This is a genomic window from Dietzia sp. SYD-A1, from assembly GCF_015356725.1.
GTDB lineage: Bacteria > Actinomycetota > Actinomycetes > Mycobacteriales > Mycobacteriaceae > Dietzia.
Window position 1 is genome coordinate 1 of the sequence record NZ_JADDKI010000186.1, and the last position, 11175, is coordinate 11175.

The following is an 11175-nucleotide window of genomic DNA, read 5'->3' on the forward strand; positions in this document are numbered from 1 at the left end:
ACTCCCGCCCGAGTCCGGTCTCGCCCACCGCGCCCCGGCCCGAGTCCTGGCCGGTGTTCCCGTCCCGTCCGGTGTCCCCGGAGTCCCGGCTGGCCGGCAGGACGGGCATCGCGAACGGGTCGCTCACCGGTGGCGGCCACGGCTCGCCGCGCTCCTTGGCCAGCTCACCCGGGGTCTTGACGGGCGGCCGGGTCGACGGGACACGACCGGAGAAGTCGTCGAACTCCGTGATCCTCGGACGCTTGACCACATCCGCGAACAGACGCTCGAGGTCGTCCTGGCGGAGTGTCTCCTTCTCGAGCAGCTCCGCCGCGATCGCGTCGAGGACGTCCCTGTTGGACTCGAGGACCCGCCACGCCTCGGCGTGTGCGGCGTCGATGATCCTGCGGACCTCGTCGTCGATCGCCTTGGCCACCTCCGGGGAGTACTCGGAACCCGCGCCGCCGCCGCGTCCGAGGAAGGGGTCCCCGCCCTCGCCGCCGTACTTGACCGCGCCCAGCTTGGAACTCATCCCGTACTCGGCGACCATCGTGCGGGCGATACGGGTGGCCTGTTCGATGTCGGAGCTGGCGCCGGAGGTCGGTTCGCCGAAGACGTACTCCTCGGCCGCACGGCCCCCCATGGCCATGACGATCCGCGCGATCATGTCCGCACGGGTCATGAGGGACTTGTCGTCCTCCGGGACGACCAGGGCGTGACCACCCGTCCGGCCGCGCGCGAGGATCGTGACCTTGTGGACCGGCTCCAGATCCTCCATCGCCCACGCGGCCAGGGCGTGCCCTGACTCGTGGTAGGCGGTGACCTTCTTCTCGTGTTCGCTGATCACGCGGTGCTTGCGACGAGGACCGCCCACCACCCGGTCGGTGGCCTCCTCGAGGATGTCGGTCGAGATCTCGTCCCGCCCCATCCGTGCCGCCAGCAACGCGCCCTCGTTGAGTACGTTGGCCAGGTCGGCCCCGGACATGCCGATCGTGCGCCGGGCCAGCGACTTCATGTCGACATCGGCGGCCAGGGGCTTGCCCACCGAGTGGACGGCGAGAATCGACTCGCGCCCGCGCAGATCCGGGTTGGTCACCGGCACCTGCCGGTCGAACCGGCCGGGGCGCAGCAGGGCCGGATCGAGCACGTCGGGCCGGTTCGTCGCCGCGATCATGATGACCGTCTCGCGGTCGCTGAACCCGTCCATCTCGACGAGGAGCTGGTTGAGGGTCTGCTCGCGCTCGTCGTGTCCGCCGCCCGTCCCGGAGCCGCGGTGCCGGCCGACCGCGTCGATCTCGTCGACGAACACGATGCAGGGCGCGTTCTGCTTGGCCTTCTCGAAGAGGTCGCGGACTCGCGAGGCGCCCACGCCCACGAACATCTCCACGAAATCCGAGCCGGAGATCGAGAAGAACGGGACGCCGGCCTCACCGGCCACGGCGCGCGCCAGCAGGGTCTTGCCCGTCCCGGGCGGCCCGTAGAGCAGGACACCGCGGGGGATCTTGGCGCCCAGCCGCTCGTAGCGGGCCGGGTTCTGGAGGAAGTCCTTGATCTCGTTGAGCTCCTCCACCGCCTCGTCCTCACCCGCGACGTCGGCGAAGGTGGTCTGGGGCATGTCCTTGGTGAACTCGACGGCTCGCGACTTGCCGACGCCGAACAGGCCACCCTTGCCCCCCTGCATCCGGGACATGAAGTAGAACAGCAGCCCGAAGAGGATGAGCATGGGCAGCAGGAACGACAGCATCTGGGTGAGGAACCCCTGCTGCGTCACCGTGGTGTCGAAGTTCTCCGGCTCGGCGGCGGCGATCCGGTCGAAGATCTGTTCCGCCGCGCCCTCCGGGTACTTGGCGAGCACCTGGTCGGTCTCGTCCGCGCCCTCCTCCGGGGTGATGGGCGACTCGAGGGTGAGACGGAGCTGCTGCTCCCGGTCCTCGATCGTCGCCTCCCGGATGTTGCCCGCGTCGATCTGGGCGAGCGCCACCGAGGTGTCGACCTCGGTGTACCCCCGTTCGTCGTTCGCGAAGAACGAGAACCCGACGATCGCCAGGATGACGACGCCCGCGATCGCCACGTTGCGGAAGACGGTGTTGCTCTTGCGTTCCATTCGGTCCTCGGATGCGAAGGACAGCCCTACCGGTCGGCGGGCCTGGTGGTGCACGACGTCCTGCGCGATGTCATGAGCTCGGTGCCATGAGCTCGGTGTCGTGAGCACAATGTCATGAGCACAGTCGCGCGACGTCGTCTCTGTCGCACCAGGCTACCTGCGAAGCGCGACACCCGACCGGGCTGATCGCCGTGGGCGGACAGGGCAGCGGTGTCGTACCCGCCCCGTACCATCGGGACCGTGACCACCCCCACACCGTCCGCGGCCCGGGCCGCAGAGGACGTGCGTTCCGGTGCCGGCACCGCTACCGAGGCGCTCAACTCGGCCCTGGACCGGATCACCCGTCTCGACCCGGCCCTCCGCGCCTTCACCACTCTGCTCGGCGAGGAAGGCAGATCGGCCGCGGCCGCCGTGGACGCCTCGGATGAGACCGAACGGTCCGGGCTGCCCCTGGCGGGGGTCCCCCTGGCCATCAAGAGCACGGTGACCCTCGACAACCCCGTGATCACCCCGCTTCTCGCGGCCGGCGCGATACCGGTGGGCATCACCGCCGCGCCCCAGCTGTGCACGTGGGGGATGACGGATTCGGAGGAACACGGCATCACCCGCAATCCGCTCGACGAGTCCCTGTCCGCGGGCGGGTCGTCGGGGGGATCGGCCGCGGCGGTCGCCTCCGGCATGGTCCCGCTGGCGGTGGGCGACGACGGGATGGGGTCCCTGCGGATCCCCGCCGCCGCCTGCGGCATCGTGACCATCAAGCCCGGTCCGGGGGTCGTCCCCACCCGGCTCGCCGGCGACAACTGGGGCCGGCTGGCGGAGTCGGGCCCCCTGGCCCGGACCGTCGGGGACACGGCGCTGGCCCTGTCGGTGATGGCCGGGCGACCCGAGTTGGCCTCCGTCGGACCCGTACCCGGTGAGACGCGGGTGGGCCTGTCCACGACGAGTCCGATCCGGCTCGGGCGGGACCTCGTCCGGATCCGGGAGCCGTGGACCCGAGCGGCCCGGGAGGCCGCGGATGTGCTCCGGGCCCGCGATCTCGTCGTCGTCGAGACCTCCCTGCCGTCCCCCCGTGACCCGGTGCTCTACCTGGCGCGGTGGACCTCTGCGGTCGCGCGCGCGGCGGAGGAGGAGAACCTTCCACTGTCCGCGATGGAGCGCCGCACCCGGCACCACGCCCTGCTCGGTCGGACCGTGTTCCGCCGCGGTGGGGCGGGCGACGGGGACACGAGGTGGAACCGGGCGACCGAGGCGCTGCGGACCGAGGTCGAGCGCGCGATGGACACCGCCGGCGTCGACGTGTGGCTCACCCCGGCACTGGCCGACCTGCCGCCCGAGGCGACCGACTGGCACCAGCGATCCTGGGGGCGCTCACTGTGGGCGTCGATGAGGTTCTCGCCGTTCACCCCACTGGCCAACGTGCTGGGCTGGCCCGCGATGACCGTCCCCTGCGGTCGCACCGCGACCCCGGCCGGCCGGGTCCTGCCGACCTCGGTACAGCTCGTCGGTCGGCCCGGTTCCGAACCGACACTGCTCTCGTTGGCTGCTGCGATCGAGAGTGCTGGCACGATCGACAGTGCTGGCTGAACGGGGACGAGCCCGGGTCCGCGTCAGTCCTCCGGCAGCTCGGCGAAACGCTTCTTGACGTCGTTGTACCACCCGAGGGCCTGACGGGGCCGCATCCACCGCCCCTTCATCTCCTTGCGCGCAGGCCCGTGCGCCTCGTCCCCCGCTTTGACGAGTTCCTTCAGGTGGGCGTCCTGGGCGTTGATCACATCGTCCGCGGTCTCTCCGGAATGGGCGAGGTCGCAGGGGCCTCCGAGGTCTCTGCAGGTCATGGTCTTCATGGTGTGTCCTCCCGTGTCCGGGTGGCGCGGTGTGCGCTCCCCACCATGATGACGAGCGGCGGCCCGGAGATGTGACCGTCCCCTGGCAGGCGAGGTGAACTGCACTGTCGGCGAGGTGCTCTACCCCGGAGGTCAGCGCCTGTCGCCGTCCCGCCGGCGGTCGATCGTCTCCAGTGCCTCGGGTCGGGCCCGGAAGTCGATGCGGGTGACCACGCCGCCCGTGACACGGAAGTCAAAGGCCACCCGGGCGACACCGCGGTCGAACCACGCCGCCCCCGGTCGGTCGTGGACGAAGACCGGCAGAGCGGCGGCCGCGGCACCGTTGAAGAACTCCGCCACCGCATCGCGGCCCTCGATCCGCGCGGGGGTCCCCAGGCCCACGGCGACCGGGTCACCCGCCACCACCACGTCCGGCGCGAGGAGTTCGAGGAGTCGGGAGAACTCCCCGTCGCGGGCGGCGGCGAGGAAGGCGTCAACGACCCGCCAGTCCGCTGTGCCCTGATACCCCGCCGAAGCACCCGAGGACGCACCCGCCGGCCCCCGGACCTTGGACCGCGCCCTGGAGGCGTGCTTGCGGGCGGCGGCCGGGGTGCAGTCCAGGATTCCGGCGATGGCGGCGAAGTCGACACCGAACGAATCGTGCAGGACCAACGCCACCCGCTCGGCCGGGGTGAGCCGGTCGAGCACCAGGTGAAGCGCCGATCCCACCGAGTCGGCCAGGACAGCCTCGTCGGCCGGGTCGGGATCGACTCCCGGACGGTCGAGCGGTTCACCGGGCGCCGGCACCGCCGCCTTGAGACGGTCCAGGCACACCCTGGTGACCACGGTGGTGAGCCATCCCGGCAGGTTGTCGACGGCGGAGACGTCAGCCCTCGCCAGTCGGAGCCACGCCTGTTGGACCGCGTCCTCGGCCTCGGCCGGATCACCGAGGACGCGTGTGGCGATCCGGGTGAGTCTGGGCCGCTCGCGCTCGAACTCCTCGGTCAGGTCCATCGACAGCTCAGGCCGGGGACCCGCTGGTGTAGCGGTCCAGGATCCGACGCTTGACCAGCTTCCCGGTGGGGGTGCGGGGCAGCTCGTCGACGAAGTCCACCGCGCGCGGGATCTTGAAGTCCGACACGTGGCCACGGAGAGATCCGAGGATCTCGTCAGCCAGGCCCGGGTCGCCGGCGCGGTCGGGGGCGGGCACCACCACGGCGTGGACCCGCTCCCCCATCTCCTCGTCGGGGATCCCGATCACGGCGACGTCGTCGACCGCGGGGTGCAGTGCGAGGGCGTTCTCGATCTCCTGCGGGTAGATGTTCACCCCGCCGGAGATGATGGTGAACGCCTTGCGGTCGGTGAGGTAGAGGAAGCGGTCGGAATCCAGGTATCCCACGTCGCCGAAGGTGGACCAGTTCGAGTGCTCGGGGTGGAAGACGGACGCGGTCTTGTCCGGATCGCCGTGGTAGGAGAAGGTGCCCTCGTCCTGCTGCCAGTAAATGGTGCCGATCTCACCGATGGGGAGCTCGCGGCCCTCCTCGTCGCAGATGTGCGCGATGCCTTTGAGCCCGTCGCGCCCCACCGATCCGGGCCGCTCGAGTGCCTCCTGCGAGTTGATGAACGTGATCCCCATCCCCTCGGTGGCGGAGTAGTACTCGTGGATCACCGGTCCCCACCACTCGATCATCCGGCGTTTGACCTCGGGCGGACACGGCGCGGCGGCGTGGATGGCGTGGGTCATGCTGGACAGGTCGTAGCGCTGCCGCGTCTCCTCGGGCAGCTTGAGCATGCGCACGAACATCGTCGGTACCCACTGCGAGTGGGTCACGCGGTACTCCTCGATGAGGCGCAGTGACTCCTCGGCGTCGAAGCGGTCCATGAGGATCACGGTCCCGCCGACCGAGTTGACCACACCGCAGAACCTCAGCGGGGCCGCGTGGTAGAGCGGCGCGGGACACAGGTACACGCTGTCGGCGTCGAAGGCGTAGAGGAAGCTGAACACCGGGGTGTAGACGTCGGGCACCTCGTCGATCTGCCCCTCCGGCGGGTCCACGCGGACGCCCTTGGGTCGGCCGGTGGTGCCGGAGGAGTAGAGGAAGTCGTGCCCACGGGGCTGGTCGGCGGGCGGATCGGTGGGCTTGTCGGCCAGCAGCGCACGGTAGTCCGCGAACCCGTCGAGTGTTCCGCCGAACACCACCCGATGTTCGACGCCCGGGTGCGCGTCAGGGGACAGATCCACGTGGTCGGCCACCGGAGCGGAGACGACGAGGGCGCGGGCCCCGCAGTCGCCGATGATGTAGGAGGACTCGTCGGCCGTGAGGTGATGGTTGATGGCCGCGATGTAGAGCCCGGTCCGCAACGCGGCCCAGTAGATCTCGACCATCTCGAGGGTGTTGTCCGACACCACGGCGATGGTGTCACCGGGGCGCAACCCCCAGTCGTCGGTCAGCACGTGCGCGAACTGGGCCGACCTGGCCTCGAGCTCGGCGTAGGTGACCTGCTCGCCCGTCGCGGGGCGGATCACGGCGGGCTTGTCGGGCGTGGTGGCGGCGAAGGTTCCCGGGAACATGCTCCGGAGCATATATCCCACATGTGATCCGGATCACGCTATCGGGCGATCCGGATCAGCGCGACGAACGCGCGCCTTCGGGGCCGTCACTTCTGCGGGCAGCCCTCACCCCGGCACCGGGAACCCTCTCATCCATTCCGAGTGACGGGATCGGCTTCGGTAGTGACCTCCAGGTGCCCGGCGTAGCGTCGCAGGCGCCCACGAGGCGGAATCGACGCGACCGCGCGCGGTCCGCCCGCCGCCGCGATCGCGTGGTCGACGGCCACACCCACTCACTCCGAGGTCGCGCTTTTCATGAATGCCACCCCTCACACGAGCACCCCATCGACGACCGCCTCCGGATCCGACTGGTCACTGCGGCTTCCCCTCGGCGACGACGAGGTGGTCATCAACGATCGTTACGAGACACTGTCGATCGCCAACGACGTGCTCATAGCGCTGTTCTTCCTCGTCGGCAGCGTCCTGTTCCTCTCCGACTCCACCCAGACCATCGGCACCTGGCTGTTCATTCTCGGTTCAGTGGAGTTCTTGGCACGGCCCGCCATTCGTCTCGCACGCCGGATCCACCTCAGGCGGATCGGCGCGACCACGGGCAGCCGCGGCGCTGACCACGACTACTGAGCCGAGGCTCTGCTGATGTCGGGACCCAGAACGTCTGCCCGGCCCCGATCGATGGCAGACCGGCGCACTCGGACCCGGTTTGGCGGGCAGGTCAGTCTGAACGCTTCTCGGCATACTGATCTCTCCTGCACGCCCTCGGAAAGAACGTAATGCGATTGACGGGCAGTGACCCTCATATTCCCGCGGGTGCCTCAATCGCCGCCGCGACAAGAGACCGTGGAACCGGGGCACGATAATCGGACGCGCCCTGTCGAGGCCGAGAAGTTCGATCACCGCCGCGGGCGCCATGTGGCCGACCATGCCGCATTTCCGGCAGAGAAATCGCCGTGAACAGCATGCATGCCACTCCGGTGCAGCCACCCGGGGGGAGCGTGCGGTAGCCATGCCCGTGTGCCGCGCCTACCGTGGCGCTCACTGGATTTATTCGTCGAGATTCGATGAATTCAACGTGTCCAGTGCGGGAGTTCCCATGTTTTATCACAAGCAGAAATTGCAATTTCAGTCAAAGCCCGAGAAGCCCGATGCCGTGTATGCACGCAAGCTCCAGGAGGTCATCGGCGGTCAGTACGGCGAGATCACCGTGGCCATGCAGTACAGCTTCCAGGCGTGGAACGCCCACATCCCCGGGAAGTACCGAGACCTGCTCTTCAGCACCGCGACCGAGGAGTTCGGCCACGTCGAGATGCTCGCGACGATGGTCGCCCAACTGCTCGAGAAGGCCCCACTGGGGATCACCGATCACGCCGTTCAGAACGATCCGGCGGTGGCAGCTGTGGTCGGCGGCACCGACGTCCAGCACGGCATCCTCGCCGGCGCCGGGGCCCGGCCCGTCGACTCGATGGGCAACCCCTGGTCCGGGGCGTTCGTCACCGCGAGCGGCAATCTCCTGGCGGACATGTACGCCAACGTCAACGCCGAGTCGCAGGGGCGCGTCGCAGTCGCCCGGCTCTACCACATGACCGACGACCCGGGCATCCGGGAGCTGCTGTCGTTCCTGCTCGCCCGCGACACGATGCACCAGAACCAGTGGCTCGCGGCGATCAGCGACCTCAAGGCCGAGGGCCTCGAGGAGTTGCCCGTGCCGTCGAACTTCCCCAAGTCCAAGGAGGCCGGAGAGCACGCGTACACGCTGTACAACTTCTCCGACGGGGCCACCGCCGACGACGGTTCCTGGGCGTCCGGCCCCACGCCGGACGGCCACGGCGAGTTCTCGTACTCGGATGAACCGCTCGAAGGCCCGCCGATGCCGCCCCCGACCCATCCGGATGCCCGCTTCTACGGCACGACAGAGCTGCCGAACACCGTGGAGAAGGTGGCGGGCACCGTCCAGGACACGCTCAACAAGGAGTGAGATCCACCCTCGGACCACCCCGGCACGCCTCATCGCGCAGGAAGCCATCGTGTGAGCGACGCACCTACTGAGTCGATCTGCGCGCGCGACGGGGTCGCGGGGGATCTCCCCCGGCCCCGTCTCCCATTCCACCGCAGCCACGTTGGCCGCGACCCCCTCACCGACCCCCTCTAGAGAAACGAGAGCGAACGTGACCTCGATCGCCGACCAGACGACGACCCAGCTCGGCGGCCGCCTGAGTGTCCTGAGCCGCCAGAAGCTCGACCACGTCACACTGGACCGTCTCCTGCACCAACTCGAGCACGCCGATGCCCGGGAAGAACGACAGGTACTTCTCCGCGTGTACCGCCTGGTGTTCCCCCACGCGTTCGCCGAGGAGGCCGTGCTGTGGCCCGTGCTTCGCCGGGTCCTCCCGGACGGGCACGACCTGACCCTCGAGGTGGAACAGGAGCATCAGGAGGTCAACGAGCTGGTCGTCCGACTCGAGAACCTGCCCGCGGATGATCCTGCGAGGCCCGACCTCCTGGCGCGGTTCGTCGAGGTGCTCCGCGACGACGTCCGCGACGAGGAGGACGAACTGCTGCCCCGGCTCCAGGAGCGCCTGAGCCACGGGCGACTCACCGCGCTCGGCCTGGCCTGGGAAGTGGTCCGCCGTACCGCCCCCACACGAGCTCACCCGGTCGTCGCGCGCCGCCCGCCGGGCAACGTCGCCGCAGCACTGCCGCTGACCGTCATCGATCGCCTGCGCGATGCCCTCGAGACCGCCGCGCTGCGCCGACCGGCGCTCTCCGCCTCGCCGCTTCACCGGGCCGGCGCCCGCCTCAGCGCACTCGCCCACGCCGTCGAGCACCTGCCGCTCCTACGCCGCGGGGAGGATCCCACCACCCGCACGGAGAACCGATGACCCGGCCACCTCCTCCCGGCGCGTCGGACAACCCGCCACCCGACACGGTCGACGCCCTCATCGTGGGCGGTGGACCGGCGGGGCTCTCCGCTGCGACATGGCTCGGCCGGTATCGACGTTCCACCCTGCTCGTCGACGCCGGAGGCCAACGCAACCTGTCCGCCGAGAGGATCCACGGCATTCTCGGCACAGGCCCGGCCACACCGGACGAGTTCTACGCCGACGCCCACGAAGGCCTGCGCCGCTATCCGACCGTGCGGAGACTCGACGGTCTCGTCTCGGAGCTGACCAGGGAATCCGACGATCGCTTCGTCGCCCGCATCGCACCGGCCACGACATCGGACGACGGGGACGGGGCCCCGATGTCCGTCACCGCCACGCGGGTCATCCTCGCCACCGGAGTGCGAGACCGGCTCCCCGAGCTCGACGGGATCGACCGACACTACGGTGTCGACGTCCACCACTGCCCCGCCTGCGACGGCCTCACCGCCGCAGATCAGCGGGTCATCGTGCTCGGCGCCGGTGCGCATGTACCCGCGTACGCCTCGGAACTACTGGACTGGGCGTCCGAGGTCGTGATCATCACCGAGAGCGACTCCGACCCGGCCTTCGACGACGATCAGCGCGCCGCCTGCGCCGTACACGACATCCAGGTGGTCGACGGCGTCGCCCGGGAACTGGTGGGCGAACCCGGTGCACTGCAGGGCGTGCGCCTGGCCGACGGCACCATGATCACCGGATCGAAGGTGTTCTTCTCCTACGCGCACCATCCGACGAACGACCTCGCGAAGGCCCTGGGCTGCCGGATCGACGACGAGGGCGGCCTCTCGGTCAACGCGTTGCAACTGACCAGCGTGGCCGGTGTGTACGCCGCCGGTGACATCGTGACCGGTCTGCAACTCGTCCCGATCGCCGTGGGCACCGGGGCCGCGGCGGGCGTGGCCTGCGCGACCTCGTTACGGGGACACTCCACCGCGGCAGACGTCCCCGACGCGGCCCCCCCGACGCGGACCTTCACGCGGCCGGACAGCTAGCGATATCGCGACGGCGACCGACCGAGCAGCCCGGCGACAGGCCCCGGCGGCGACTCAGACGAGAAACAGCACCCCTCAGGAGTACATGCGCGGGTGCAGCCGGCCGATGTACGGCAGGTCGCGGTAGCGCTCGGCGAAGTCCAGGCCGTAGCCCACCACGAACTCGTTGGGGATGTCGAACCCGATCTCGAGGATGTCCAGATCGGCCTTGACCGCGTCGGGCTTGCGCAGCAGGGTGACGATCTCCAGCGAGCGCGGGTTGCGGGTCCGCAGGTTGCGCATCAGCCACGACAGGGTCAGGCCCGAGTCGATGATGTCCTCGACGATGATCACGTCGCGGTCCGCGATGTCACGGTCGAGGTCCTTGAGGATCCGCACCACTCCCGAGGAGCTGGTGGAGGAGCCGTAGGAGCTGACCGCCATGAACTCCAGCTCGGAGGGAATGGTCAGCGCGCGGGCGAAGTCGGAGACGAAGATCGCCGCGCCCTTGAGCACGGCGACCAGCACGACCTCCTGCTCGGAGTCCCGGTAGCGCTCCCCGATCTTCGCGCCCATCTCGGCGATCCGGTCGCGGATCGCATCGGTGTCGATGAGCACCGACTCGATCTCGTCGGCGTACTTGTCCGTGCTCATCTACGTCCCCGCTCCACTCGCCCGGTCTATCTCCAGGACCACCTTTCCATGCCGCCGCCGAGCGACCAACCTGCCCCGGCCCGCCGTCACACCCGACGCGTCCGAGCCCGCGCCCGCACTCGTCTCCGTGCCTGTGCCCGGTCCAGTGCCCCCC

10 protein-coding genes are annotated in these 11175 nt (G+C 69.6%); 5 read left to right on the top strand and 5 right to left on the bottom strand.

Going from position 1 to position 11175, the window contains the following annotated elements:
• Positions 1-2083: ATP-dependent zinc metalloprotease FtsH (gene ftsH, locus IY392_RS08500; RefSeq protein ID WP_228549179.1), on the bottom strand; the 2083-nt coding region annotated here is incomplete at its 3' end.
• A 240-nt stretch (positions 2084-2323) separates the two neighbouring features.
• Here ftsH and IY392_RS08505 point away from each other — a divergent pair.
• Entirely contained in the window at positions 2324-3667 is a 1344-nt protein-coding gene (locus tag IY392_RS08505) for an amidase (RefSeq protein ID WP_309234074.1), read from the top strand.
• Between the two features lie 23 nt (positions 3668-3690).
• Here the strand turns inward: IY392_RS08505 and IY392_RS08510 are convergent, their stop codons facing one another.
• The 3 genes from IY392_RS08510 to IY392_RS08520 all read right to left on the bottom strand — a co-directional run bounded on the left by IY392_RS08510 (position 3691) and on the right by IY392_RS08520 (position 6478).
• Positions 3691-3927, bottom strand: coding sequence for a DUF1059 domain-containing protein (locus tag IY392_RS08510; RefSeq protein WP_107755669.1), 237 nt, complete (start codon positions 3925-3927; stop codon positions 3691-3693).
• A 132-nt stretch (positions 3928-4059) separates the two neighbouring features.
• A complete protein-coding gene (locus tag IY392_RS08515) occupies positions 4060-4920 on the bottom strand; it encodes a sigma-70 family RNA polymerase sigma factor (protein ID WP_194860977.1) in 861 nt (286 codons plus the stop codon).
• 7 nt (positions 4921-4927) lie between these two features.
• Complete coding sequence (locus IY392_RS08520; RefSeq protein WP_194860978.1) at positions 4928-6478, bottom strand: acyl-CoA synthetase; 1551 nt, start codon at positions 6476-6478, stop codon at positions 4928-4930.
• A 294-nt stretch (positions 6479-6772) separates the two neighbouring features.
• On the opposite strand from IY392_RS08520, the gene IY392_RS08525 reads away from it, so the two are divergent.
• The 4 genes from IY392_RS08525 (at position 6773) to IY392_RS08540 (ending at position 10388) form a co-directional block, all read left to right on the top strand.
• Positions 6773-7099, top strand: a complete 327-nt coding sequence (locus IY392_RS08525; protein WP_107755667.1) for a YrhK family protein — start codon at positions 6773-6775, stop codon at positions 7097-7099.
• A gap of 469 nt (positions 7100-7568) precedes the next feature.
• Complete coding sequence (locus IY392_RS08530) at positions 7569-8450, top strand: manganese catalase family protein (RefSeq protein ID WP_194860979.1); 882 nt, start codon at positions 7569-7571, stop codon at positions 8448-8450.
• Between the two features lie 190 nt (positions 8451-8640).
• Complete coding sequence (locus IY392_RS08535; RefSeq protein ID WP_194860980.1) at positions 8641-9354, top strand: hemerythrin domain-containing protein; 714 nt, start codon at positions 8641-8643, stop codon at positions 9352-9354.
• Positions 9351-10388: an NAD(P)/FAD-dependent oxidoreductase gene (locus IY392_RS08540; protein WP_107755664.1), complete on the top strand. Its 1038-nt coding sequence runs from the start codon at positions 9351-9353 to the stop codon at positions 10386-10388. Before IY392_RS08535 ends, IY392_RS08540 begins: the two co-directional genes overlap by 4 nt.
• A gap of 75 nt (positions 10389-10463) precedes the next feature.
• Here IY392_RS08540 and hpt read toward each other — a convergent pair whose 3' ends face one another.
• On the bottom strand, positions 10464-11021 hold the full coding sequence (gene hpt / locus IY392_RS08545) for a hypoxanthine phosphoribosyltransferase (RefSeq protein ID WP_017835929.1): 558 nt from the start codon (positions 11019-11021) through the stop codon (positions 10464-10466).
• Between the last annotated feature and the right edge of the window lie 154 nt (positions 11022-11175).

Excerpts from the sequence above, each read along its gene's own strand:
- IY392_RS08510 (WP_107755669.1), bottom strand. The coding sequence starts at position 3,927 with ATGAAGACCATGACCTGCAGAGACCTCGGAGGCCCCTGCGACCTCGCC.
- IY392_RS08520 (WP_194860978.1), bottom strand. The coding sequence starts at position 6,478 with ATGTTCCCGGGAACCTTCGCCGCCACCACGCCCGACAAGCCCGCCGTG.
- IY392_RS08525 (WP_107755667.1), top strand. The coding sequence starts at position 6,773 with ATGAATGCCACCCCTCACACGAGCACCCCATCGACGACCGCCTCCGGA.
- IY392_RS08515 (WP_194860977.1), bottom strand. The coding sequence starts at position 4,920 with ATGGACCTGACCGAGGAGTTCGAGCGCGAGCGGCCCAGACTCACCCGG.
- IY392_RS08530 (WP_194860979.1), top strand. The coding sequence starts at position 7,569 with ATGTTTTATCACAAGCAGAAATTGCAATTTCAGTCAAAGCCCGAGAAG.
- hpt (WP_017835929.1), bottom strand. The coding sequence starts at position 11,021 with ATGAGCACGGACAAGTACGCCGACGAGATCGAGTCGGTGCTCATCGAC.
- IY392_RS08540 (WP_107755664.1), top strand. The coding sequence starts at position 9,351 with ATGACCCGGCCACCTCCTCCCGGCGCGTCGGACAACCCGCCACCCGAC.